The organism is Williamsia sp. MIQD14, assembly GCF_051025635.1.
Lineage (GTDB): Bacteria > Actinomycetota > Actinomycetes > Mycobacteriales > Mycobacteriaceae > Williamsia_A.
Genome location: NZ_JBPFDG010000001.1, coordinates 815,900 through 839,905, shown reverse-complemented (window position 1 = coordinate 839,905; position 24,006 = coordinate 815,900). Strand labels below are relative to the sequence as shown.

General features: G+C 68.5%; 19 protein-coding genes and 1 tRNA gene. 9 read left to right on the top strand and 11 right to left on the bottom strand.

What is annotated here, in order from left to right; translation table 11 throughout:
• Nucleotides 1-110: 110 nt before the first annotated feature.
• Genes pucL through ACQ7HM_RS03575 form a run of 4 tightly spaced genes read right to left on the bottom strand, consistent with a single transcriptional unit; the run spans nucleotide 111 to nucleotide 3,853 of the window.
• Complete coding sequence (gene pucL, locus ACQ7HM_RS03590; RefSeq protein ID WP_434214855.1) at nucleotides 111-1,019, bottom strand: factor-independent urate hydroxylase; 909 nt, start codon at nucleotides 1,017-1,019, stop codon at nucleotides 111-113.
• A 10-nt stretch (nucleotides 1,020-1,029) separates the two neighbouring features.
• Nucleotides 1,030-1,353 (bottom strand): hydroxyisourate hydrolase, encoded by a 324-nt coding sequence (gene uraH, locus ACQ7HM_RS03585; protein ID WP_434214854.1) that lies wholly within the window; start codon nucleotides 1,351-1,353, stop codon nucleotides 1,030-1,032.
• Nucleotides 1,350-1,871 (bottom strand): 2-oxo-4-hydroxy-4-carboxy-5-ureidoimidazoline decarboxylase, encoded by a 522-nt coding sequence (gene uraD / locus ACQ7HM_RS03580; RefSeq protein WP_434214853.1) that lies wholly within the window; start codon nucleotides 1,869-1,871, stop codon nucleotides 1,350-1,352. The genes uraH and uraD overlap by 4 nt, the downstream gene beginning before the upstream one ends.
• Nucleotides 1,872-1,873: 2 nt before the next feature.
• Nucleotides 1,874-3,853, bottom strand: a complete 1,980-nt coding sequence (locus ACQ7HM_RS03575; protein WP_434214852.1) for a solute carrier family 23 protein — start codon at nucleotides 3,851-3,853, stop codon at nucleotides 1,874-1,876.
• A gap of 106 nt (nucleotides 3,854-3,959) precedes the next feature.
• Between ACQ7HM_RS03575 and ACQ7HM_RS03570 the strand changes: the two genes are divergently transcribed.
• From ACQ7HM_RS03570 to ACQ7HM_RS03560, 3 genes are all read left to right on the top strand, one after another.
• Entirely contained in the window at nucleotides 3,960-4,616 is a 657-nt protein-coding gene (locus tag ACQ7HM_RS03570) for a nucleotidyltransferase family protein (protein ID WP_434214851.1), read from the top strand.
• A gap of 674 nt (nucleotides 4,617-5,290) precedes the next feature.
• Nucleotides 5,291-6,973, top strand: coding sequence for a cellulase family glycosylhydrolase (locus ACQ7HM_RS03565; RefSeq protein ID WP_434214850.1), 1,683 nt, complete (start codon nucleotides 5,291-5,293; stop codon nucleotides 6,971-6,973).
• Between the two features lie 170 nt (nucleotides 6,974-7,143).
• Complete coding sequence (locus tag ACQ7HM_RS03560; protein ID WP_434214849.1) at nucleotides 7,144-8,400, top strand: PE-PPE domain-containing protein; 1,257 nt, start codon at nucleotides 7,144-7,146, stop codon at nucleotides 8,398-8,400.
• Nucleotides 8,401-8,447: 47 nt separating this feature from the next.
• Here the strand turns inward: ACQ7HM_RS03560 and ACQ7HM_RS03555 are convergent, their stop codons facing one another.
• Both ACQ7HM_RS03555 and ACQ7HM_RS03550 read right to left on the bottom strand, forming a co-directional pair.
• Nucleotides 8,448-8,879, bottom strand: coding sequence for an SRPBCC family protein (locus ACQ7HM_RS03555; RefSeq protein ID WP_434214848.1), 432 nt, complete (start codon nucleotides 8,877-8,879; stop codon nucleotides 8,448-8,450).
• Nucleotides 8,880-8,887: 8 nt separating this feature from the next.
• Nucleotides 8,888-10,228, bottom strand: a complete 1,341-nt coding sequence (locus ACQ7HM_RS03550; RefSeq protein ID WP_434214847.1) for an MFS transporter — start codon at nucleotides 10,226-10,228, stop codon at nucleotides 8,888-8,890.
• A 70-nt stretch (nucleotides 10,229-10,298) separates the two neighbouring features.
• Here ACQ7HM_RS03550 and ACQ7HM_RS03545 point away from each other — a divergent pair, with 70 nt between their 5' ends.
• On the top strand, nucleotides 10,299-11,285 hold the full coding sequence (locus ACQ7HM_RS03545) for a GlxA family transcriptional regulator (protein WP_434214846.1): 987 nt from the start codon (nucleotides 10,299-10,301) through the stop codon (nucleotides 11,283-11,285).
• On the opposite strand, the gene ACQ7HM_RS03540 is transcribed toward ACQ7HM_RS03545, so the two are convergent.
• The 4 genes from ACQ7HM_RS03540 to ACQ7HM_RS03525 form a co-directional block, all read right to left on the bottom strand.
• Nucleotides 11,286-12,662: a hypothetical protein gene (locus ACQ7HM_RS03540; protein ID WP_434214845.1), complete on the bottom strand. Its 1,377-nt coding sequence runs from the start codon at nucleotides 12,660-12,662 to the stop codon at nucleotides 11,286-11,288. It abuts the gene before it with no gap.
• A 213-nt stretch (nucleotides 12,663-12,875) separates the two neighbouring features.
• Entirely contained in the window at nucleotides 12,876-14,207 is a 1,332-nt protein-coding gene (locus ACQ7HM_RS03535) for a lipase family protein (protein ID WP_434214844.1), read from the bottom strand.
• A 252-nt stretch (nucleotides 14,208-14,459) separates the two neighbouring features.
• Nucleotides 14,460-15,806 carry a hypothetical protein gene (locus ACQ7HM_RS03530; protein WP_434214843.1) on the bottom strand — a complete coding sequence of 449 codons (1,347 nt, stop codon included), beginning with the start codon at nucleotides 15,804-15,806 and terminating at the stop codon, nucleotides 14,460-14,462.
• Nucleotides 15,807-16,644: 838 nt separating this feature from the next.
• A tRNA-Gly gene (locus tag ACQ7HM_RS03525) sits at nucleotides 16,645-16,718 on the bottom strand.
• A gap of 207 nt (nucleotides 16,719-16,925) precedes the next feature.
• On the opposite strand from ACQ7HM_RS03525, the gene ACQ7HM_RS03520 reads away from it, so the two are divergent.
• Both ACQ7HM_RS03520 and ACQ7HM_RS03515 read left to right on the top strand, forming a co-directional pair.
• Nucleotides 16,926-18,476: a carboxylesterase/lipase family protein gene (locus tag ACQ7HM_RS03520; protein WP_434214842.1), complete on the top strand. Its 1,551-nt coding sequence runs from the start codon at nucleotides 16,926-16,928 to the stop codon at nucleotides 18,474-18,476.
• A gap of 41 nt (nucleotides 18,477-18,517) precedes the next feature.
• The gene (locus ACQ7HM_RS03515; RefSeq protein WP_434214841.1) at nucleotides 18,518-19,564 is read left to right on the top strand and encodes a PHP domain-containing protein; all 1,047 of its coding nucleotides are present in this window, start codon (nucleotides 18,518-18,520) and stop codon (nucleotides 19,562-19,564) included.
• Between the two features lie 12 nt (nucleotides 19,565-19,576).
• On the opposite strand, the gene ACQ7HM_RS03510 is transcribed toward ACQ7HM_RS03515, so the two are convergent.
• On the bottom strand, nucleotides 19,577-20,329 hold the full coding sequence (locus ACQ7HM_RS03510) for an alpha/beta hydrolase (protein WP_434214840.1): 753 nt from the start codon (nucleotides 20,327-20,329) through the stop codon (nucleotides 19,577-19,579).
• A gap of 142 nt (nucleotides 20,330-20,471) precedes the next feature.
• Here ACQ7HM_RS03510 and ACQ7HM_RS03505 point away from each other — a divergent pair, with 142 nt between their 5' ends.
• The 3 genes from ACQ7HM_RS03505 (at nucleotide 20,472) to ACQ7HM_RS03495 (ending at nucleotide 24,004) form a co-directional block, all read left to right on the top strand.
• Nucleotides 20,472-21,944 (top strand): DUF222 domain-containing protein, encoded by a 1,473-nt coding sequence (locus ACQ7HM_RS03505; protein ID WP_434214839.1) that lies wholly within the window; start codon nucleotides 20,472-20,474, stop codon nucleotides 21,942-21,944.
• 23 nt (nucleotides 21,945-21,967) lie between these two features.
• Nucleotides 21,968-22,537 carry a dCTP deaminase gene (gene dcd / locus ACQ7HM_RS03500; protein ID WP_434214838.1) on the top strand — a complete coding sequence of 190 codons (570 nt, stop codon included), beginning with the start codon at nucleotides 21,968-21,970 and terminating at the stop codon, nucleotides 22,535-22,537.
• A gap of 111 nt (nucleotides 22,538-22,648) precedes the next feature.
• A complete protein-coding gene (locus tag ACQ7HM_RS03495) occupies nucleotides 22,649-24,004 on the top strand; it encodes a UDP-glucose dehydrogenase family protein (protein ID WP_434214837.1) in 1,356 nt (451 codons plus the stop codon).
• The last annotated feature ends 2 nt before the right edge of the window (nucleotides 24,005-24,006 follow it).

Genomic DNA, 24,006 nt, shown 5'->3' with positions numbered 1-24,006 from the left:
CGGGAACAACGGCCCAACTGGCGCGAATGACGGCCCAACTGGCGAGAACTAGGGCCCAACGAACGTGAACGACGGCCCAACTGGCGGGGCGGGGGTGGGGTGGAGTGAGGTCAGGCGAGCCAGCCGCGCTGCATGGTCCAGGCGGGGCCGGGGTCGGGGGCGTCGTCGCGGATCACCGACGCCTGGATGAGGCCGTACGGGCGGTCGTCGGCGTGGAAGACCTCGTTGTGGTTCTCGATGCCGAAACGGGCGAGGTCGTAGACGAAGTGGTGTTTGTTCGGTGCCGACAGGCGCACCTCGGCGATCTCCGGATGGGCCTCGAGGACCGCGGTCCCCATCGCGTACAGCGTCTGCTGCAGCGCCAGCGACTGCAGGGTCGCGAACGCGGCGACCATCAGCTGCCTCACGTCGGCGTAGACCGCGTCCCAGTCCACATCGGTGGTGGTGAACCGCCACTTCGCGACCAGCGACGTCGCCATCACGCGGTCGGTCGTCGGTTCGAGGATCGTGTAGCGGTCGGTGGGGAAACCGTGGAACTCCGACCCCGTCGACTTGAGGATGGTCAGGTCCTTCAGTCCACCGATCACCCACGTCTGCTGGTCGGAACCCTTTCCCTCGACGGTGATGTCGGCGGTACGGACCTCGGCGCCGCTACGGACCCACGTGTGGTCGTGTTCGGCGCCGTCGACGGTGGCGCGATCCCAGCCGTATCGCTCGACCTCGATCCGTGCGCCGTGCACGGGGTCGTTCTCGGCGACGAAGTGATGGGCGAGATCGAGCGCGTACTGCTCGATGCTGTCGATCCCCTTCTCCTTGGCGAAGGCGTAACAGGTCTGCTTCTGGGTGTCGGTCGGCAGCACCGCACCCTGGTCGCCGACGGTGTGCGCGGCGGCGAAATCGCCACGGAGAGCGGTACCGACGTTGATGTCGACGATCTCGTGGCGCGGGGTGTCGCGATAGATCCGCACCACACGGTTCTCGGCCTTCCCGTACTGGTTCTCGCCCAGGCGGATTCCCATGGTGTCCCTCTCAGCTGCCGCGGTAGGTCGAATAGGCGTACGGGCTCAGCAACACCGGTACGTGGTGGTGCCGGGCGACGTCGACGACGGTGAAACAGATGACGATCTCGGGGTAGAAGCCGTCGACGCCCTGGTCGCGGAACCACGCGCCGGTGTCGAACGCGATCCGGTACACCCCGGCCGGGAGGTCGTCGGCCAGGGCGACGACACGTCCGTCGGGATCGGTGACGCCCGTGGCCATCTGAGCGCCGTCGGCGTCGGTGAGCGACACCGCCACGCCGACCGCGGGCAGTCCGCGGACGGCGTCGAGGACGTGGGTGCTCAGGCTGCTCACGACAGGCTGCCCTCCGACACCGGGCTCAGCATGCGCGCCAACCGACTGCGGTTGATCTTCGCCAGCTCCCCGCGCATCACCCGCCGTTCGGTCTCGGGGTCGTTGTGCATCCGCTCCCGCAGGAGCTCGAGCAGCACGTCGGCCGGACGGCCGTCGGCGAACACGAGATACACGTGACCGAAGCGTTTCTCGTACTCGGCGTTCGACCGTCGCAGCTCGTCGAGGACCTCGGCGTCGGCATCGACCACCCCGGACTGCTCGCGGGTCGACGCCACACTCGTCGATCGTTCACCGATACGGGGATGACCGTCCAGCGCCTCGTCGAGGTCGACATCGGTGAGTTCGGCGAGGATGAGATCGGCCTCGTCGAACAGGCTCTCGGCGTCGGGGAACGGGCGTGCCGCGGCGACGCGGATCGCCCAGATCCGCGACGAGCAGCACTCGTAGAGCGAGTGCACCGCCTGGGCCTGTGTGAGGTCGTTGAAGCTGTCGATCCCACGCCAGTTGGGTCGACGCATGCTCAGCGCACCAGTTCGTCGAACCGACTGAACCGCGCGGTGGCGATGGGGTTGGCGTCGGCCACGAGGTCGTCGAAGCGGCGGTTGGCGATCTTCGCGATCTCGATCAGCGCGAACGCGCGTTCGCCGGCGGGCGAGTTGTCCATGCGTGTCCATCCGTTCCGCAGCACCCTCTCGTACCGTTCGGCCTCGCGGGCGAAGATGACGAGCGGGAAGCCGAACTGCTCACGATAGGCGCCGGCCAGCGCGACCACGTCGGCGTGCTCGGATTCGTCGAGATGCGACAGCCCCGTGTGGTCGACGGCCATGGGGTCGCCCGACTCGTCCTCGGCACCGAGATCGGGGAACGCGTTGATCAACGTCAGCTGCTCGTCGTCACTACCGGTGAGCATCGCCTCCTGGAACGACGCGCGCAGGTCGTTGACGGTCTCGAAAGGGCGCTGCGCGTAGGCGCGGTCGACCACCCAGTCGGCGCCCTGGACCACCCCGCCGAAGGTCGACCGGAACTGTTCGATGGTCATCTCGTTGACCTCGGCCAGGCGGATCGAGCCGCGTCCGGCGACAGCGGGCCCGCGGCTGCCGGTGTGGAAGAACAACAGGTTGAGCAGGATCGCGGTGATCGCGCCCATGGTGATGCCGGTGCTGAACGGGATCTGCAGCAGCCCGGGCACGGCCTCGTCGACGCCGGGTAGCGCCGGCACCTTCACCTCCACCCCGTTCTCGAGCACCGTCGACGGCGCAGCGGCTTGGGAGAACTGCACGTAGAGACCCATGGCCACCGACGTGCTGGCGATGATGAGGTTGCGGTGGTCGGTGAAGTCGACGGTCGTCAGCGTCTGGATGCCGACGATCGCGACCGTGGCGAACATGATCAGCGCGGCCCCGCCGAGGACCGGCGATGGGATCGACTCGACGATCTTCGCGGTCTTGGGCAGTACGCCGAGCACGATCATGATCCCGCCGGCCGCCGCCACCACCCACCGGCTCTTCACACCGGTGAGCCGCACCAGCCCGACGTTCTCGGAGAACGCGGTGTATGGGAACGAGTTGAAGGACCCGCCGATGATGGTGGCCAGGCCGTCGGCGCGCACCGTCGCGGCGATGTCCTCCTTGCGGATGCGTTTGCCCACGATCTCGCCGGTCGCGAACACCGAGCCCGTCGACTCGACGGCCACCACGAGCAGCACCACGATCATCGAGACGATCGCGATGACGTCGAACCGTGGCCAGCCGAACGCGAACGGGTTGGTGAACCCGATCCAGCTCGCCTCGGCGACCCTGTCGAAGTTCGTGTCGCCGACGGCCCACGCGATGACGGTGCCCACGCCGAGGCCCAGCAGGATCGAGATCGTCGCCCAGAAGCCCCGGAAGAACCTCTGCATCAGCACGATGATCACGATCGTGCCGATCGCGTAGAGCAGCCAGCGGCCGTTGCCCGGATCGGGGTTGTGGCTCGCGGGATCGCGCGTCGCGTCGCCCGCGCCGACCGGGATGAGGCAGATGCCGATGATCGTGATGAGTGTCCCGGTGACCACCGGCGGGAAGAAGCGGATGAGCCGGGCGAAGAACGGGGCGATGAGGAACGTGAACACGCCGGCGGAGATCACCGCGCCGTAGACCGTGAGGAGCCCGACGCGGCCCCCGCCGTTGTCGTTGGCGATCTTGATGACCGGCGCCAGGGTTGCGAAGGTGATGCCCTGCAGCAGCGGGAGTCGCACGCCGATCTTCCAGATCCCGACCGCCTGCAGCAGCGAGGCGATGCCACACGTGAAGAGGTCGGCGGTGATCAGCATGGTGAGTGCCTCGCCGTCGAGGTCGATCGCGTTGGCGATCAGCAGCGGCACCAGCACCGCACCCGCGTAGAAGGCGATGACGTGCTGCAACCCGAGGGTGACGAGTTTGCCCGCGGGGGGCACCTGGTCGACCGGGTGGACACGTCTCGTGCGCGCGGTCGACTTCGTGCCGGCACCGGATCTGGTCATGGCCGCACCTCCCGATCTCGTGACGCACCCCTGACGTCACCTCGACTGAGGATCAGGATGAACCGATCACCGCGGTCGCGCGCGGTGGGCGGCACAATGACGTTCCATGGACGCCCCGCGTGTTAACTCGCCGCGGACGCCGACGGCGGGCCTCGTCGCGCCACCGACGTCGGCGTCGTGCGGGGGTGACGTGAACGCCTCCGGCCCTGGAGGTCCCGGCTCCGGAAGGGTGGTCGGCGTGGTCCTCGCCGCGGGGGCGGGGTTGCGCTTCGGCGGACCGAAAGTGCTTGCCGCCGAGGGTCGATGGCTGCGCTCATCGGTCGATGCGCTCGCCGGCGGCGGGTGCGATCGCGTGGTGGTGACCCTCGGGGCGACGGTCGTCGACGTGCCGCCGCCCGCCACGCCGGTGGTGGTCGGCGACTGGGCCGACGGGCTGTCGGCGTCGGTGCGCGCCGGCCTCGATGCGGCCGTCACCGAGGGTGTCGAGGCCGGTGTGGTGTTACTCGTTGTTGACACCCCGGACACACGCGCGGCGCACGTACGGCGGGTTCTCGCGGCCTCGGGTCGCGACCCGGAGTCGTTGTCGCGTGCGGTGTTCGGGGGTGAGCCCGGCCATCCCGTCTACCTCGGTGCGAGCCACCTGGCGTCGGTGTGCGCGGCACTCGTCGGCGACCGCGGTGCCGGGGTGTTCCTCGCCGGACGCGGTGATGTCATCGACGTCGAATGCGGCGACCTCTCCGACGGTCGCGACGTCGACCACTGAACATCTCTGTGTCGGGGCGTCGGGAATTGCGCGCCGCTCGACAGGAATGCAAATGGCGGCGATCGGCAATTACATTCCAGTCTGTAATGAATTGTGTAACGGTTTGTGTAACGAAAATTTGGGCTGAGCAAAAGATCAACAATGGCTCGAACCGTTCAGGTGTATTGCTGCCGGAGGGTCGTCGTGATGTGCTCATGGACTTTGTCGAAAACGGCAGGATGGCGACCTGGTAAGCGATCGCAGACCCCCGGAGACCACGTGAGACGGCGCTCGATGTCGGGTTTCGGCGCAGTTCAGAGCGATGCGACCAGCCGGTCGGTGCGATGAATGACATCGGGGTCATTCGACGAGTTCTGGGCGAATTTCGTCATTGTTTGCCGAGTTATGGAATTTGTGGTTACGATTCTCCACAGCGAGCGTTATAGAGTCGAAATAGCGGCAGTGCGATCGCAGGCGCGGCTCTCTACGCACGCCGACACACCTTTCCAGCGGTTCACGGGGCAACCGCTCGGCTCGCTCGTTCATGACGAGATGTCGAGGGTTCTTCCGTCGAATCGTGCGCTTTCGATCACCTGAACAACGCAACCGGGGGGAATCCGGACGCGGCGATCAGCCCTGTCCGACGTCGATGAACGGAGAACACAGTGCGACGTCGAATTCTCTCCTCGGTCCGGATGTCCCGGCTGGAACTCACGGTTCTGGTCGTCCTCGCCGCCATGGTCTGCGCGTTCACCTCGGTGGCGTTCCTCGCCAAATCCGAGGTGCGGTACACCAGCGTCGAGGTCGCGGCCATCAAACAGGTGTCGACGACCGTCGGCATCTCCGATTCCGACCTCTTCCTCGAGGCGCAGGACCCCGCCAAGGTCGCCAAATCCCTCGATGCGATGAAGGCGTTGGGCGTCAACGACGTTCGCATCGTCATCCCCTGGGGGCTGACCGAGACGGCGAACAACCAGTACAACTGGTCGTCCATCGACAACATGGTCAACGCCGCCAAGGCGCGGGGCATGACCGTCCTCGGCGTCGTCACGACCACGCCCGCGTGGGCACGGCCCTCCACCTGGTACGGCGACTACTACGCCGCGCCGGCCAACATCTCCGACTACAGCGACTTCATGTCGGTGCTGGCCAAGCGTTACGCCGGTCAGGTGTCGTCGTACGAGGTGTGGAACGAGCCGAACTCGGCGCTCGGCCTGAGCAACCCCGACCCGGCGCTCTACACCCAGATGCTCAAGGCCGGCTACACCGCGATCAAGGCCGCCGACTCCAAGGCGACCGTCATCGGCGGCGTCCTCGGCTCGGTCATCTCGTGGGGCGGTTTCTCGGTGAACCCGGTGGACTTCCTGAAGGGTATGTACGCAGCGGGTGCCGCGGGCTACTTCGACGCGCTGTCGTTCCACCCGTACCAGTACACGACGCCCTTCTCCCAGGGAGCCACTCTCGGGCAGTCGCCGCTCAACCAGCTCGACGCGATCCGTGCGCTCATGGTCGGCAACGGTGATGCGGCCAAGCAGATCTGGGCGACCGAGTACGGCCTGCCCACCGGCACCATCAACCCGAGCATGCCGGCCGCAGAGGCGCAGCAGGCGAGCTACATCAAGGACTTCCTCGACGCCTGGAACCAGCTGTCGTACGCCGGGAAGGCCTACCTCTACACCACGGTCGACCGTCAGTCGTCGAACACCACCGACGGTGAGGCCACGTTCGGCCTCTACCGCGACGACTGGACGATGAAGCCTGCCGCCCAGGTCGTGAAGGACTGGATCGCCGCGCATCCGACGACCCCGACCACCCCTCCGGTCGTCACGCCGCCGGCCAACCCGGTCGATGCGCTCGCCGCAGCTCTCGGAGCGGCACTCGCACAGTGGCTGCAGGCACTCGCGGCCGCCTTCGCCGCCGCGTTCGCACCGCCGACCGCGACGGTGGCCGCCGCACCGGCGACCACGGTGGCGACCGCATCGGCCAAGACGGTGACCATCGCCTCCACGACGCCGGACGCGACCACGACGACCTCGACGAGCACCACCTCGTCGACCACTCCCTCGTCGGCCACCCAGTCCTCGACCGCACCGTCGTCGACGACCCAGTCCTCGACCACACCGTCGGGCACCACCCCGTCGAGCACGACCACCGCGGTGGCACCGACCACCGCGACGACCAGCGCGCAGCGTCAGGCCTCGTCGCCGACCACCACGGCGACGACGACCTCGGCACCGCCGTCGACCACCACGTCGACCGGTACGCCGACGACGACCACGACGACCAGCGCGCCGTCGACCACCTCATCGACGAGTGCACCGTCGACGGCCGCGACGTCGACATCGGGAAAGGTGGCCACGACGACCCCGGTGTCCTGACCGGACGCCCCGCCTGATCGGCCCTCCCGCCCCGCGGGGCTGTCCCCCGATCGGACGCATTCACGGCCCGGGCCTGCTCATACGTACATGAGCAGGCCCGGGTTGTGGCATATTCGATCCGTCGCGACGCATCGTTGATGTCGCACGGGGTCGAACGGTGGGGGAAACCGATGAAGCGTCTCGTACGGACAGCCGGACTGGCGCTCGTCGCCCTGGCCGCCACACTCCTTCTCGCCCTGCAGACGGTGCTCGGGGCGTCCGCCGGCGCCAACACCCTGTTGATCATGGGTGGCAACGACAACGGCAGCGGCGCGAACATGGAGAAGGAGCTCAGCGGTTACTTCTCGGGCGCCGAGGGAACGCCGTACGCGGGCTACACCCTCACCAAGGTCCCGTGGACCGCGACGTCGGGCGGTGTCTCCTTGCTGTTCGGCGGCAAGACCTACGACGACTCGCAGGCCGACGGCGTCGAGAAGATCTCCGCCGCCATCGCGTCCACCCTGGAGGCCGACCCCGAGGGGCAGATCGTCGTCGTCGGGTACTCCTCGAGCGCGAACGTCGTGACCAAGCTGGTCCGCAAGCTGCAGGCCGAGCGCGGTGAGCCCGGCACCCCGTCGCCGGAGAACGTCAGCTTCCTGGTGTTCGGCAACCCCAACCGCCCCAACGGCGGTCTGCTCGGACGCTTCGCCGGGACGCAGATCCCGTTCCCTTTCGGCATCACCTTCGACGGGGAGAGCGCTCCCTCGAACTACAAGGTCACCGACATCGCCTGGCAGTACGACGGCTACGCCGACTTCCCGAAGGACACCCGCAACCTGCTGGCCGTGGCCAACGCGCTCATCGGCATCGTCACGCTGCACGGCTTCTACTACGACGCCGATCCGTCGAACCCCGAGAACATCGTCAGCGACTACACCGACGGCAACACCCGCTACGTCACGCTCAAGAGCTCGTTGCCACTGCTCGCCGGGCTGTACGGGCTCGGCATCCCGCCACAGCTGCTGACCGGACTCGACAGCTTCCTGCGCTCGGAGATCGAGAAGGCCTACGACCGGTCGGTGCCGGTGGTCTCCACGGTGACCGCGGCGCGCCAGGTGGCGTCGGTGTCTGATACCTCCACCGCGGCGTCGACGTCCCCGTCGACCACGGCGTCGAAGAAGTCGACGCCGCCTCGTGCGGACGAGACCGAGACGACGCCGAGCACCCCGGCCACCTCGACAACCGCCACCGAGACGACGCCGTCGACCTCGACGACAGCGACCACCCCGACCGGCGCGGACACGACGACCTCGGGGACCCCCACGTCGTCGTCTGCCGGCTCCACGGGCGACACGTCCACACCGACCACGTCGGGTACGTCCAGTACGCGGTCGTCCACCACGTCCGACGACTCCTCGACAACGCGCACGGTCGCCCCGGCCGCCTGATCGGCGACGCGGGACGACCGTGTGTGGGTGATCGACGACCCGGACCGTCAGGAGCGGGCGGCGATCTGCTCCTGCAGACTGACGGTGGCCATGTCGATGATGGTCTTCTTGCCCTTCTTCATGAGGAATCCGGGCACCGGGATCTTCGGGTCGAGGCTCATCTCGAACTCGACGTGGGTCTGTCCGTCGGACTCGCTGAGCGAGTACTCGGCGTGCTGCGCCTTCTGCTGCGTGCCCTCCACCAGGTCCCAACTGACACCGGTGTCCGACCACGTGTAGGCAAGCGTCTGCTCGTCGTTGATACCCATCAACGAGACCGTCATCCGCGCCTTCGCGGGTCGTCCGTTGTCATCGCGCTCGAGGATCTCGACCTCCTTGTGGATCGGAGACCACGAGGGGTACGACTCGAGATCGGCTATCGCGTCGAGGATCTCGGGGATCGGGGCTGCTATGTCGATACTGCTGTGTCCACTGACCATGCGTCACCCTAACGTGACAACGTAGAGCGATACATAGCTTTCGGAGGACCTGGTTCCTCGTCGTCGTCGCGGACGGTCGGGTCGTCGCTCGGCATGCGGATCGCGAGGCACAGGGCCGCGGCCACCACGCACAACCCGGCGGCCACCCAGAACGCGGGGTCGTAGTCGCCGTGGGCGTCGCGGATCGCGCCTGCCCCGAAAGCCGCGACGGCAGCGCCGATCTGGTGTGCGGCGAAGATCCAGCCGAACACCACGGGCGTCGCGTCGCCGAAGTACGCCCGGCAGATCGCGATGGTCGGCGGCACCGTCGCGACCCAATCGAGACCGTAGAAGATGATGAAGACCCACGTGCTCGGCTCGGCGTGTGGCGACAACAGTGAGGGCAGCAGCATCAGCGACACCCCGCGGCCCACGTAGTAGACGACGAGCAGAACCTGCGGTCGGACGCGGTCGGTGAGCCAGCCCGAGAAGATGGTGCCCGCGACGTCGAAGACGCCGATGGTGGCGAGCAGGCCGGCCGCGACGGTGGTGGGCATGCCGTGATCGTGGGCGGCGGGGATGAAGTGCGTGCCGATCAGGCCGTTGGTCGTCATACCGCAGATCGCGAAACTGCCTGCGAGGAGCCAGAACACCGGGACCCGGGCGCCGCGCAGCAGACCGCCGAACGCCGCGGAGAAGCTCCCGGCCGCGAGCGGTGCGGGGACGTCGTCGGCCGTCGCCCCGAGCGGGCGCAACCCGACGTCGCCGGGACGGTCGCGGATGAAGACCAGCACCAGGGGGACGACGGCGAGCGCCGCGGCGGTGACGATCAACGACGCCCAGCGCCACCCGAAGCGGTCGGTCGCCGCGGCGACCACCGGCAGGAAGATCAGCTGGCCGGTGGCACTGGCGGCGGTGAGGATGCCGGTGACCAGGCCGCGCTTCTCGACGAACCACCGTGTCGACACCGTCGCGACGAAGCCCATCGAGATCGATCCGGTGCCGAGGCCGACCAGCACGCCCCACAGCAGCAGCATCTGCCAGCTCGCCGTCATGAGCGTGCCGACACCGGTGCCCGTCGCGATCAGCGCGAGCGCGGCGGCGAGGACGGGGCGCACACCGAATCGGTCCATCAGCGCCGCCGAGAACGGTGCCGTGAGACCGAACAGCATCATGTTCACCGACATCGCGGCGCCCACGGTGGCGTGCGACCAGCCGAACTCCATGTGGAGCGGGTCCATCATCACGCTGGGGACCGCGCGGAACCCGGCGGCGCCCAGGATGGCGACGAAGCTGACGGCGGCGACGATCCACGCGCGGTGCAGGCGGGGTCGCTCGGGTGCGATCGACCGGGGGGACGGGGACGTCATCGCACAAATATGCGCCACGACCGTCGCTCACGCCATTGGCAGCAATGCCACAATGTGTGAAGATCGTGCCATGACCGCGACTTCGCACGTACCGACACCGCACCGCGTGGTGGTCCTGCTGCTCGCCCCCGCGGTCGGGTTCGACGCGACGATCCCTTCGACGCTGTTCGGCCAGGCGGTCGACGCCGCCGGGGATCCGCTCTACGACGTGGTGACCTGCGGACTCGACGACCTTCCCGTGGCGACCACCACCGGATACGGCCTCGTGCCGTCAGGGGGTCCGGAGCTGCTCGCGACCGCCGACACCGTGGTGGTGCCGGGGACGCGCTACCCCTCGGTACGCCGCGACGGCGTCCTGTCCCCGAAACTCGCCGCGGCCCTGTCGCTCGTCCCGCCGACCGCGCGGATGGTGTCGATCTGCACCGGCGCGTTCGTGCTGGCCGCAGCCGGGTTGTTCGCGGGCAGCCGGGCCACCACGCATTGGCGTGCGGCCGACGACTTCCGCGCGATCTACCCCGAGGTCGACCTGGACGAGGCCGTGCTGTTCGTCGACGACGGTCGGGTGCTGAGTTCGGCCGGCCTCGCCGCGGGCATCGATCTGTGTCTGCACATCATCCGGACGGACCACGGCAGCACCGTCGCGAACGATGTCGCGCGCTACTGCGTGGTCCCGCCGTGGCGCGAAGGTGGTCAGGCGCAGTTCATCTCGGCGCCGATGCCCGATCCCGGTGATCAGGGTACCGCCGCGACGCGCGCGTGGGCCCTGGAGAACCTCACCGAACCGCTGACCGTGACCCAGCTCGCCGCGCATGCCCAGATGAGCACCCGCACCTTCAACCGACGCTTCCGCGAGGAGACCGGCGACGCACCCGGCACCTGGGTTCGCAAGCGTCGGATCGACCGTGCCCGTGAGCTGTTGGAGCGCCGCGACCTCTCGATCGACGCCGTCGCGACGCTGGCGGGCCTCGGCAGCGGCGACAACCTCCGTCACCACCTCCGACGGGGGATCGGGATGTCTCCGTCGGCCTACCGTCGCACCTTCACCGGCGTCGGCTGATCAGGCGGGAGCCTCTGGCGCCGGGTCAGCGGTGGTCGAGCTGGCGCCGGTGGTGCCCGAACCCGGTGCAGCAGAGGGGCTCGGTGCCGTCGTCGTGCCGGTGGTGCTCGGCGGGGTGACGGTGAAGCCGGTCGAGGTGTCGGTGTCGGGCTTGCGGTGGCTGCCCGTGGTCGACTGGGTCGTGCCCGGGGTGGCGATGGTGCCGGTCTCGGGCGCGGGGGTGATCGGCGTGGGCGGGACCGGCGCGGGGGCGACCGGTGTCGGGGTGACCTGACCGGTGTCGGTCGGCGCGGTGGTGTCGTCGGTGGAGGGTCCATCTGTCTGCGACTCGACCGATGAACCGGACTGCTCCACAGACGTTTTCGCGGTTCGCAGGTTCGTGATGGTGGTCTTGCCGAGGGCCATGGTCGCGGGCACGATCGTGCGGCTCGTCGGCCCGAACAGTCCCGGAATCCCGGTAATCCCGGGGAAGCCCGGTAGTCCGGGCAGTGACGGGGTGAGCGTCCCGCTGCCGAGTTGCGGTGCGAGGCCGCTCTCGACGGTGATGCCGTTCGGGCCACCGACGCCGATGCGGATGAGGTCGCGGGTGAAACGCGGGATCGGGATGACGCCGTCGCCGAGGGTGAACGACGTCGGGTCGGCGATCGAGAAGTAGGTGATGGGTGAACCGGCGGCGTTGCGCTGCGTGAAGATGAACAGGACGCTGGTGCAGCTGCCGACACCGCTCGCGCTCGCCTGGCCGAACACCGCGAGGCAGCTGACATTGGTGACCGGCGAGAGCAGCGGGACACTTACGTTGATCGCGCTCGCAAGACCGCCGAGGGCGAAGGCGTCAGCGGTCTGACCCGAGCTCGCCGCGGTGATCGCGACCCCGAGAATGCCGGTGGACGTGGCGTTTCCGCTGCCCGTGCTGACGGCGACGGCGCCGCTGAACGGATCCACCGCGGTGGCCTTCGCGGCACCACCAGTCGGGAACAGCAGGCCGCCCGAGAGCGTGTTCGCAGCGATCGTGAAACCACTGCCCTTGATCGACGCGGTCCCGTTGCCGCCCACGACGACGGCTTTGCTGTCGACCCCGATACCGAGGGTGTCGAGAACCTGCGCGACCTGGGAGGGGATCAGCTGCTCGACGAGCGTGCCGATGACGGGCGCAGTCGATCCGGAGCAGTCGACGTTGGACTTCACCTCGTTGCTGCCCGCCACGCAGTCCTGCGGAAGCAACTGGTAGGGCGCGGCCGCGGCGGTGGTACCGCCTCCGGACACGAGCCCGGCCACCATGGCGGCCGACGCCGCGGCGGTCACCGCGGTCGACTGCGTGCGGACGCGGTGGCGTCCCTTCGACCGACGGTTCTTGCTTCCTGACACTGACGACGCCACGCGCGCTCCCGACTGCGATGACCGGACCCCGTGTCCGATCTCGGCGGAAATGTAGCAAGACATCGCGATGGGTGGGGCCGACACCGCCGAACGGGGGAAAGCTTGTGCGCGCGGCCTTCTCGCGCCGAACCAGTGATCACGTCGATTAAGGATCGCGACTGGCTTTCGAGTGGCTCGGAGGGTGTCGGGTGGTGGGAAGGTGGCGTTCGTGCGTCAGCCCCGAGAGCAGCCGGTGACTGCGGGCTTGCCCGCGAAGCGGTCCGCCAGCCACGACGCCGCGCGCCCGAACCCACTGATGCCGCCGGCCACGTGGCCGAAGCCGGACGCACCGATCAGCCGCACCGGGAACGGGATCTCCTCGTACTGCAGCGACGTCGCGCCCAGCGCACACCACTTCGAGTACAGCTCGCGTTCCTGGACGATCGGTACGGTCGGGTCGTCCGGATTTCCCGTGAGCAGCACCGGCACTGTGGGTTTCAGGTTCCCGATGTCCTGCATGTGAACGTACTTGCTGAGGATGGGGTCCTCGGTGACGAGCTGTCCGAACGACTTGTGGGAGACGGTCCAGTCGCGGCTGCTGGGCTTGCCTCGTGCCGAGGTCAGCACGATGCACTCGCCCGAGAGCTGCGCCATGGTCTGCTTCCCGTAGGCGTTGAGGACGGTGTTCACCCGCTCCTTGAACTCGGGGTAGCGGTAGCTCGCTCCGTTGAGTGCGTAGCCGATGACGCCCCCGAGCCGGTTGCCGTCGAGGTAGTTCATCTCGCGCAGGAGGTCCGACGGGACGCCGCCGGTGTAGATGCCGACGAGAGGCAGCTCCGGGGCGTACGAGCCGACGAGTTCGGCTGCGGCAGCGGTGGCGCCACCACCCTGCGAGTAACCGGCGAAGGCGACCTTCGCCTCGGGGGACACCTCGGGCAGATGCAGTGCGGCACGGGCGACGTCGATGACGGCGTGTGCCTGATCGACCCGGTTGCCGAAGGTGTGGGTGCCCGGTGTCCCGCCGCCCATGTAGTCACTCGAGACGACGCCGTAGCCGGACCGCACGAGGTTGAGGGTGACGATCTGCTCGATCTCGGCCATCGGCCCGCCGGGGAAGGAGAAGGTGACGCCCTCCTGCAGCAGCTTCGAGGCGGCGCACTGATCGCCCTGGCCGTGCAGGCCGCCGGCGTAGGCGACGACCGGCCGCGGGCCGGGTCCCTTCCATTCGCTGACCGGCTGCAGGTAGTAGCCGGTGACGGCGATCGGGTCGCCGTTCGCGTCGACGCTGAGGTACATGATGCGAGTGGCCTTGGCGGGCACCGATCCCTGGGGACTCGGGATCGTGATCGCGGTCGGCAGGTTCTCCGACCGGATGATGTCGCCGGGCTTGCCCGCGGGCAGCGGGCTCGGCGGGGTGTAGAAGGAGTCGTCCACCGACGAGGTGGCCGGGGTGGGTGCCGGGGCCGCATGCGCGATGCCCGCCGCACCGGTCGCGACCACCGTCGCCGTCACGAGGGCCAGGCATGCGGTGCGTGCTCGTCGGAGCAGGAGTCGATCGTCGGTCACGATGGGGTGGTCCCTCACGTTGTCAGCGGTCTGCAGTTTGCGCGCTGACTATAAGACAGGCTCACGGTCGGTGTGTGGCCTGTCATGGAGGAACCCGCACCGGTTCGTGCTGACGTACAGCAGGTCTCGCCATGTCTTGGTCACCGGTCACAAACGACCGCGGCGCCGCCCGCCGGACGTGGGGACCACACCCACGCAGGCGGACGACGCCGCGGTCTGATGCCCGGACGTGTCAGACCGGACGTAGTGATGTCACTCCGACGCAGATGCAGACGGCGCAGCAGCTCCTGCCTTCGACGCGGCGGGGGCCGCTGACTCGGATGAGGTCGCCGTCGCGGCGGTGGACCCGGTCGCGGTGGTACCGGTGGCGGCCGTGCCGGACGTGGAGGTCCCGGACGTGGTCGCCGTACCCGAGTGGGTCGCAACAGGAGTCGAGCCGGTCGTGCTTGCGGTCGAGGTGTTCCCGGAGGAGACCGTTCCGGACGCGGGTGCCGCCGGCGTGGAGGTCTCGGGCGTCGACGCGGCCGGCGTCGTCGGCTCGGGTGTGGTGGCGTTCTCGGTAGCCGTCGACGTGGTGTCGGCGGCCTTCGACGAGCCGGACGTGGAACCGGTGGCGGTCGCCGTCTCGGTCCCGGCTGTTGTCGCAGTCGCAGCCGACGCCGGGGTCGTGCTCTCGGTCGACGGCGCGACGGCGGCGTTGGTCGAGGCGCGGAGTGTGTCGGTGGTGGGGGCCGGCTTCCCGAGCTGGTTGATCGCGTTCAGGAAGTCGTCGCCCGACTGCCGGAGGGCCGAGAGGAAGCCGTTCTCGCCGAACAGGTCGATGTTGCCCTGCGCCAGGATGTTCGAGAACCCGGTCGTGATCGCGGCGCCCGCAGCGCCGAGGTCGCCGGCCTTGAGGCCGTCGCGGACTCCCTCGTAGATGGTCGCGACGCCCTCGCGTGCATTGGTGAACAGCTGCAGCGCGGTCACCACGATGTTGATGGCGATGTTGGGGAACGCGTTGAACACCGGCGCGAAGAAGGGGTTCAGCTGCGAGAGGGCCGCGGAGAGCGGGGGCAGGTCGACGAGTCCGATCAGGACGAGGGGCTTGACGATGATGTTGCTGAGTGTCTGCAGTGCTGTGCGCAGGTCGCCGCCGAGAAGCTGGCCGGCTGCCATGGTGATGTCGTTCGGGGCGGCGGCGAACGCGTCGCCGAGCTTGCCGAAGATGGACTGCAGCGCGGCGATGGCGTCAGCCGTCGGATCGGATGCGGCGGCGAGGGCCGGGCCGAGCAGCGCGCGAGACAGGGGAGCGGCGCTGGTCGAGCCGTTGAGCACGTCGACCAGGGGCGTAGAGGACTGCGGTGCGGCGAGGATGCTCGCGGTGTCGTTGAGCGGAAGGGTCTTCAGCAGGGCGGGAGTCTGCGCCAGGATGCTCGCCGCGGACGTGACGACGGTGTTCGTCGCCGATCCGACGAGCGCCTGTGATTCGGAAACCACCTGTGTGGCAAATCCGTTGGCGGCCGATGCGGGAATCGCAGCGGGCAGGAGGATCGCGCCGGTGGCAGCGGCGGCGGCGAGGGGGATGAGTGTCCTACGGCTACGGAGGATGGCAGACATGGGGAGGGGGACCTTTCGCTCTGACCTGGGGGGCGAGCGGAAGGTAGCACCGTTAGTACGCGGTAGTACCTAAAATCGGAATTCACGCATAAGCAGCGAAAGCGGCGGTCAGAGCGGCGTGCGCGTTCCGCTGAGACAAGCGACGAGAGGGAAGGCTTCGAGCTGTGACGAAGAACAGTCGAGTGGCGTGCGTTCTCGGAGCGATCGCGGGTGTCGTGCTCGTCGCAGCGGGTGTCGCGCTCCGGGTTGCGGCGGTCCGCGAACATGACCGGTGCCTCACGCCCGATCTCAGTCGTTTCGCGGGAACGGCGGTTCTGATCCGTTGTCACGACCCGAGCGACACCGGGATCGTCGTTGCTGTCCTCGGTGCGTTCGCACTGCTGGCCATTGCGGCGGTGTGCGCGAACAGCTGGTGGCACTTGCATCGCTGATGAACGACGCATCCGCACCGAGGCGTGGAGTGGCCGGAGGCCGCGTGATTGCTCCTAATGGCGGCACTGAAGCGGTATGGCCAGGGCGGTGATCGGCGTAGCGTCGTCGTCAACGCAGAAACAAGAGGAGTGGGTCATTGTCCGACTCGGCGAGCAGAACCGATGACGAGGATCCACGCGCGCGGTGGCGCACATTGCCTCCCGATGTGGCCCCGACCTCGACGTCGAAAGACGCTTCTCGGCGAGCGTCGGATCTGGATGTCCCGCCAGTCTTTGATCCCCAAACCGGAATGATTCGCACCTTCTCGTGAAGTGTGCGCGGGGCGGCTGCGCTATCTCATGGTGGTGCTTGTGCCGGACTCCGAGCGAACCGCGGGCGCTACGGCAGGCGGACGCCGTGGGTTTTGTGGAGCCGATGACGGGAATCGAACCCGCGTATTCAGCTTGGGAAGCTGATGTTCTGCCATTGAACTACATCGGCGTGCGCGGTGACCGCGCCGTGAAAGCCTAGCAAAGCCCGGGGTGTACGTCGGCGATCGCGCTGCTCAGGCCCCAGGTCGGGACCGGCTGTGCGATGTGACAAGCGACGGCCGCCGATCTGTGACCCGTGGTGGTTTTAGGACAAAACCATTCCGTCGGGTGGGTGACCCGTGGCTTCATGGACGCACTCGTCGGCGATGGAGGCAGTGTGCGTACTCGGTTGTGCTTGGCCCTGGTGGCCGCGGTCATCTGTTCGTTCCTGGTCGCGCCCGTGGCGTCGGCGCGCACGCCGGTGGTGTCGGTGGCCGGCGGCGCGGTGAGCGGCGCCCGCGTCGACGGGATCACCCAGTACCTCGGCGTGCCGTTCGCGCAGGCCGCGCGCTTCGCCGCCCCGCAACCCGCCGCACCGTGGCGCGGGGTCAAGCGCGCCACCACGCACAGCGCGCAATGTCCGCAGTCGTTGCCGGGTGGCATCCCGCCGGCGTTGTCGCCCTTCACCGACAGCGAGAACTGCCTCAGCGTCGACCTCTACGTCCCCGATTCGGCTGCGACGCGCCGACTCCCGGTGATGGTGTACCTCTACGGCGGCGCCTACGTGCTGGGTTCGAACGCACAGTACGACTCACCCGCCGAGATGGCCCGCACCGGAAACGTCATCATCGCGGTCCCCAACTACCGTCTCGGCCCGTTCGGTTTCATGGCCCTGCCCGAGCTCGCGGCCGAATCCGGCGGCGCAACCGGCACATACGGCACGCAGGACCAGCAGTTCGCGTTGCGTTGGGTACGCGACAACATCGGCCGCTTCGGCGGCGACCCGCACGATGTCACCCTCTTCGGTGAGTCGGCGGGCGCGATGAGCGTGTGCACCCAGATCTCGGCCCCCGGGTCACGTGGACTGTTCCAGAAGGCCATCATCGAGAGCGGTCCGTGCGTGCGCAGCCCACTGGTGCCGCCGCGCAAGGAGATCGGCTACGAGCGTTCCGAGAAGTACGCGGCGAGCATGGGATGCGGTGACCCACGCACCCGCCTCGCGTGCCTGCGGAGGCTGCCCATCGACAAGCTCCTCGACTCGCCGACGACGAAGTTCGACTCGCCGCTCGCCACGTGGACGCCGTTCATCGACGACGTCGTGCTGACGAAGACACCCGACGAGGCGCTGCGCGACGGTGCCGCGGCCGACACCCCGTTGATCATCGGCAGCAACGCCGACGAGGGCCGGTTGTTCGTGGTGCTGTTCGAGTACGCCAACGGTCGCATCCCGACGCCCGAGAGTTTCCGCTCCACCGTGCGCACGGTCTACCCCGATCGTGCCGACGCGGTGCTCGCGGCGTACCCGCTGTCGCGGTATCGCAGTCCGGCCGACGCGCTGGCCGCGGTCTACACCGACTCCCTGTTCGCCTGCGCCGCCTCGGCGACCACCGCCGCGGCCCGCGCGGGTGGCGCGACGGTGTGGCAGTACCGCTTCACCGCGGCTCCGCTCGGGCGGTCGAATCCCGTGCTGTCGGGGGCGTTCCACGCCGCCGAGATCCCGTTCCTGTTCTCCCGCCTCGGTGGGGTACCCATCCCGTGGACCGGCGCATCGGCGGCGTTGGCGCGGCAGATGAAGTCGCAGTGGACGACGTTCGCGCGCAGCGGGCAGCCGAACGGTCCCGGACTGCCCGCGTGGACGCCCGATGGTCGCTTCCTCTCCATCGACACCTCGGGATCGTCGATGCGCACCGGGTTCGACGCCCTGCACCACTGCGGGGTGTGGGGGTAGCGAAGCCCCGCCACGTCTGACGGCGGTGGGAGACTGGACGCATGAGGCTCGTCTCCGACCTGACCGCCCCCATGACCCCGTACGACGCACTGTTGCGGGTCGCGTTCCACATGGAACGTGCGCGTGCGAGCACCTACCGCGTGGAGGCGTTCCGCAAGGCGGCCGGGATCGTGGCGCAGCTGGGGATCGACGAGACCCGCGCGCGGGTGGAGCGCCACGCGATCGGCGAGATCAGCGGGATCGGCACGTCCACCGCCACCGTGATCAACGAGGCGATCCGCGGCAAGGTGCCGGCCCGACTGCACACCCTGCAAGCGGAGGCCGCGCCTCTCGCCTCCGGTGGTGCCGAGCTCTACGAGGCACTGCGCGGCGATCTCCACGCCCACTCGAACTGGAGTGACGGTGGAGCGTCGATCGACGAGATGGTCGATGCCGCAGTCGCACTCGGCCAGGAATGGCTGGCGCTGACCGACCATTCACCACGTCTGCGGGTCGCCAACGGGCTCTCTGCGGAACGGCTGACCCACCAGATGGAGGTGGTCGCCGACATCAACGCCGCCCGCGACGACGACTTCCGACTGCTCACCGGTATCGAGGTCGACATCCTCGACGACGGTGCGCTCGATCAGACCGACGACATGCTCGAGCGCCTCGAGATCGTCACCGCGTCCGTCCATTCGAACCTCAAGATGGATCGGGGTCCGATGACCCGACGCATGCTGACCGCTGTGAGCAACCCGCGCGTCAACGTCCTCGGGCACTGCACCGGGCGGTTGGTCACCGGCGGCCGTGGTGAGCGCCCACAATCGCGCTTCGACCCGCACGTGGTGTTCGAGGCCTGCGCGCTGACCGGCACCGCGGTGGAGATCAACTCCCGGCCTGAACGCGTCGACCCGCCCGACGACCTCCTCGAGATCGCCCGCGACCTCGGGTGCCTGTTCGCCATCGACTCCGACGCCCACGCGCCGGGACAACTCGATTTCAAGTCCCTGGGATGCGAACGTGCGGAGCAGCACGGGATCCCGGCCGACCGCATCGTGACCACCTGGCCGGTCGACAGAGTGCTCGCCTGGGCCGCCGATCGCTGAACTCCGGGGTCGTCACGCGATCGAGTGGCCGCCGGCCGTGAGATGACGGGCGAAGAACCGGGTGGCATCCTCCGCGGCATGAGCCGGGACACCGGTGTGTCCGCCCGTGCTCGCGTGGAGAGTCTTCTGTTCGGACGCAAAGGCGTCGAACAGGTCGAGGGCCGCCTGACGGTCGTTGCCCTCGTCGTCCCACTGCAGCAACACGTGCACCGGGATGTGCACCTGCCGGGCGTCGGCGAATGCCGTCAAGGGGATGAAGCTCCCGGCGAACAGGCCCGCGGCGACGATGCGCGGGTCGACCGCAGCCAGTCGCACGCCCATCGCGACAACACCTCCCGACCAGGCGACCGGACCGCCCAACCCGGGCAGGGCGAGGAGCGCGTCCATGGTGGCCTGCCACTCGGGTACGGCTGTGTCGACCAGAGGCAGGATGAGGCGGTCGATGATCGCCGCATCCACCACGCGTCCCGCCGCGAGCGTCTCCCGCAGCTCCGTCCGGGCACGGTCGAGCGCACCCACCCGAGCCCTGTCGCCAGATCCCGGAAGCTCGATCGTGGCTGCAGCACAACCGATTGCAGCGGCCTGCCTCGCGCGCGCGACGAGGCGCGGATACATCGAGGCCACTCCGCCCGGGTGACCGAGCAGTATGAGTGGGGCGGGGTGCGATCCGGATACGGGTGTCCACAGCACGCCGGGGATCCCGTCGAGATCCATGTCCCGTTCGACGATGTCGCCGTCGATGCGTCGCCCGGATGTGAGATTCATGCCTTCGCCTCTCGGTGCGCCGCCGGATCGAACCTCGTTGTGCACAGGGCGTGCAACGGATTCCGGGGTTTGTCGGACCCCGACTGTACAGTGGTATCAGTCGCTCGGGGGAGCGGTCGGAGATGCGGACGGGGGTGAAGACATGTCGGTGATCGCATGGCCGGTCGAGCCGATCGCGTTGTCGGACATGCTGTTCGCGCTCGAGGAGACCGTCGACGAGCTGCAGGCCCGGTCGATGTCCACTGCCGATTCCACCGAACTCCGCGCGGCCTTGCAGGCGGTCGAGCGGATCGGTCGCAAGCTCGGAGTGGTCTCGCACACCACGATCACCGAGATCGCCTCGCGTGGTGCGCACTCCGAGTGGGGGTACCGCCGCATCACGTCGATGCTCAGCGGTGAACTCCATCTGGCCTCGGCCGAGGCGAGTCGGCGGGTCCGGGTCGCCGCGGCGACCTGCTCCACCCACGGGGTCACCGGCGACATCCTCGAACCGGCACACTTCGAGGTGGCGATGGGCGTCTACGACGGGTTGATATCCGAACCGACCGCCGACGCCGTGCTCACCGTCCTGGACAAGATCCCCGCGGCGATCGACGGCGACGTCCGTGCCTCCGCCGAGGCGACGATGGTCGAGCTCGCCCGCGACCTGTCGCCGCGAGAGGTGAGCGGCGTCGGCGACCGCCTGCTGGCCCATCTCGATCCCGACGGCTCGCTGACCGGTGACGGCGACCGCGCGCGACAGCGCGGACTGTCGGTGTCGGCACAGGACGCCGCCCTCATGTCGAAACTCACCGCCACACTCGATCCCGCGACCCGCGCGATGCTCGACGTCCTCCTCGACGCCTGGGCCGCGCCCGGGATGAACAACCCCGGCGATTTCGAGTCCCCGTCCGGTTCACGCACCGACCCCGACACCGACCGTGACCGCGCCGATGCGGCGGCGGCGCGCGACACCCGCTCGGCCCCGCAGCGCCGACACGACGCGCTCTCGGCGATGCTCGCGCGTGTGATCGCGACCGGCACCCTCGGCTCGCACAACGGTTCACCCGCGCAGGTGGTCGCGACGATGACCTACGACCAGCTGCTCGAGATGGCCGGCATCGCCGACACGACGACCGGATCGCAGATGCCCGTCGAGGACGTCGTCGAACTCGCACGGCGCAACAGCACGCTGTTCGCGATCCTCGACCCGGTGGGCCTGCCCCTCTACCTCGGCCGCACCAAGCGGTTGGCCACCATGGCCCAGCGCATCGCCGACTGGCTCCGATCGCGCGGCTGTACGTTCCCCGGATGCCGCGTCGCCGTCACCCGCACCCAGGCCCATCACCTCCGCGAATGGCTGGCCGGGGGACCCACCGATCTCACGAACCTGGGTGCCGCGTGCTCCGACCACCACCCGATGGCCGGTGACGAGCCGCACCAGTGGCGAACCGAGCTGGTCACCGAGGGGCGGTACCGGGGCCGGGTCGCCTGGGTCCCACCCGCAGCGATCGACCCGACCCGCACGCCGAGGGTCAACCACGCGAACCACCCCGACGAACTCCTCGCGCAGGCGTGGGAACGCGTCTGTGATCGCGGGGCCGGACGGCTCACCGGGGACCCCTGGCTGTCCTGAACCCCTGCGTTAACCTCGTGCCCATGCTGCTCTCCGACCGTGACATCCGTGCCGAGCTGGACAGCGGCCGGTTGGCGCTCGCCCCCTACGACCCCGCGCTGGTGCAGCCGTCGAGCGTCGACGTGCGCCTCGACGGGTTGTTCCGGGTGTTCAACAACACGCGCTACACCCACATCGACCCGGCGCAGCGGCAGGACGAGTTGACGAGCCTCGTCGAGCCGCCAGCAGGTGAACCGTTCGTGCTGCACCCCGGCGAGTTCGTGCTGGGTTCCACCCTCGAGGTGTGCACCCTCCCCGACGACCTGGCCGGGCGCCTCGAGGGCAAATCCTCGCTGGGCCGCCTCGGCCTGCTCACGCACTCGACGGCCGGGTTCATCGACCCGGGCTTCACCGGGCACATCACGCTGGAGCTGTCGAACGTCGCCAACCTGCCGATCACCCTGTGGCCCGGCATGAAGATCGGCCAGCTGTGTCTCATCCGGCTGTCGAGCCCCGCCGAGAACCCGTACGGCAGCGCCTCGGTCGGATCCAAGTACCAGGGCCAGCGCGGCCCCACCCCGTCGAAGGCGTACTTGAACTTCCGCAATCCCTGACCCGAGGACACACGCCGGTAACGCCGGCGTCGGACCGCGTTCACGCGGACGTTCCACACCCGCACTGTTGGGTTGGCGACCAACGAGATTCGCCTTGTACAGTCGCCCTTCATGAGGATGACTGTCTTCGGGTGCGGCTATCTCGGTGCCACCCACGCCGCCTGTATGGCCGAGCTGGGCCACGACGTCCTCGGTGTCGACGTCGACGCCGAGAAGGTCGCGATGCTCGCCCGCGGCGAGGTGCCGTTCTACGAGCCGGGGTTGCCCGAGGTGCTCGCCCGCAGTCTGGAGTCGGGTCGGCTGCACTTCACGACCGACTTCGACGAGGCCGCCGCGTTCGCCGATGTCCACTTCCTCGGCGTGGGTACGCCGCAGAAGCGCGGTGAGTACGCCGCCGATCTGAAGTACGTGTTCTCGGTGGTCGACGAGCTCGCGGCGCGGTTGACGGGGTCGCACCTGTTGATCGGCAAGTCGACGGTGCCGGTGGGTACATCGGTGGAGATCCTGAAGCGGATCGCGGCGTCGGGTACCGACGCCGACATCTCCGTCGCCTGGAACCCCGAGTTCCTGCGGGAGGGATTCGCGGTCGCCGACACGCTGCGGCCCGATCGGATCGTGCTGGGTCTCGATCCCGACGGTGATCCCGACGCGGTGGTGGCGAAGGTGGAAGAGGTCTACGCGCCGATCCTTGCGGCCGAAACGCCTTTCCTGCGTACCGATCTGGCGACCGCCGAGCTGGTGAAGGTGTCGGCGAACGCGTTCCTCGCGACGAAGATCTCGTTCATCAACGCGATGAGTGAGGTGTGCGAGGCGGCGGGGGCGGATGTGTCGACGTTGGCCGACGCGATCGGGTACGACCAGCGCATCGGGCGCCGATTCCTCAATGCGGGACTGGGTTTCGGTGGCGGGTGTCTGCCGAAGGACATCCGTGCGTTCATGGCGCGTGCCGGTGAACTCGGTGCGTCACAGGCGTTGACGTTCCTGCGTGAGGTCGACTCGATCAACATGCGTCGCCGCACGGCGATGGTGGAGTTGGCGACCGTCGCGTGCGGCGGGAGCCTGTTGGGGTCGAACATCGCCGTCCTGGGTGCGGCGTTCAAGCCCGAGAGCGACGACGTGCGAGATTCGCCGGCGCTGAACGTGGCGGGTCAGTTGCAGCTGAAGGGTGCCGCGGTCAGCGTGTACGACCCCAAGGCGATGGCGAACTCGCGCAAGCTGTTCCCGACGCTCGACTACACCGAGTCGGCACGTGAGGCGTGCCATCTCGCCGATGCGGTGCTGGTGCTGACCGAGTGGGCGGAGTTCCTGGAACTGAAGCCGGCTGATCTGGAACCGGTGGTGCGCAAGAAGATCATCATCGACGGGCGTCGCTGCCTCGATCCGGCGGTGTGGATGGACGCGGGCTGGGAGTACCACGGCCTGGGCGGTACGCCTCGCGTCGTCGCGCCGGCCCCGCACACCCGCTGACC

What these genes read in the sequence shown, in the direction of transcription:
- pucL (WP_434214855.1), bottom strand. Translation starts at nt 1,019, where the DNA reads ATGGGAATCCGCCTGGGCGAGAACCAGTACGGGAAGGCCGAGAACCGT.
- ACQ7HM_RS03565 (WP_434214850.1), top strand. Translation starts at nt 5,291, where the DNA reads ATGTCCCGGCTGGAACTCACGGTTCTGGTCGTCCTCGCCGCCATGGTC.
- ACQ7HM_RS03575 (WP_434214852.1), bottom strand. Translation starts at nt 3,853, where the DNA reads ATGACCAGATCCGGTGCCGGCACGAAGTCGACCGCGCGCACGAGACGT.
- ACQ7HM_RS03560 (WP_434214849.1), top strand. Translation starts at nt 7,144, where the DNA reads ATGAAGCGTCTCGTACGGACAGCCGGACTGGCGCTCGTCGCCCTGGCC.
- ACQ7HM_RS03505 (WP_434214839.1), top strand. Translation starts at nt 20,472, where the DNA reads ATGTCGGTGATCGCATGGCCGGTCGAGCCGATCGCGTTGTCGGACATG.
- ACQ7HM_RS03495 (WP_434214837.1), top strand. Translation starts at nt 22,649, where the DNA reads ATGAGGATGACTGTCTTCGGGTGCGGCTATCTCGGTGCCACCCACGCC.
- ACQ7HM_RS03550 (WP_434214847.1), bottom strand. Translation starts at nt 10,228, where the DNA reads ATGACGTCCCCGTCCCCCCGGTCGATCGCACCCGAGCGACCCCGCCTG.
- ACQ7HM_RS03515 (WP_434214841.1), top strand. Translation starts at nt 18,518, where the DNA reads ATGAGGCTCGTCTCCGACCTGACCGCCCCCATGACCCCGTACGACGCA.
- ACQ7HM_RS03545 (WP_434214846.1), top strand. Translation starts at nt 10,299, where the DNA reads ATGACCGCGACTTCGCACGTACCGACACCGCACCGCGTGGTGGTCCTG.
- uraD (WP_434214853.1), bottom strand. Translation starts at nt 1,871, where the DNA reads ATGCGTCGACCCAACTGGCGTGGGATCGACAGCTTCAACGACCTCACA.
- ACQ7HM_RS03510 (WP_434214840.1), bottom strand. Translation starts at nt 20,329, where the DNA reads ATGAATCTCACATCCGGGCGACGCATCGACGGCGACATCGTCGAACGG.
- ACQ7HM_RS03530 (WP_434214843.1), bottom strand. Translation starts at nt 15,806, where the DNA reads ATGTCTGCCATCCTCCGTAGCCGTAGGACACTCATCCCCCTCGCCGCC.
- ACQ7HM_RS03570 (WP_434214851.1), top strand. Translation starts at nt 3,960, where the DNA reads ATGGACGCCCCGCGTGTTAACTCGCCGCGGACGCCGACGGCGGGCCTC.
- ACQ7HM_RS03555 (WP_434214848.1), bottom strand. Translation starts at nt 8,879, where the DNA reads ATGGTCAGTGGACACAGCAGTATCGACATAGCAGCCCCGATCCCCGAG.
- dcd (WP_434214838.1), top strand. Translation starts at nt 21,968, where the DNA reads ATGCTGCTCTCCGACCGTGACATCCGTGCCGAGCTGGACAGCGGCCGG.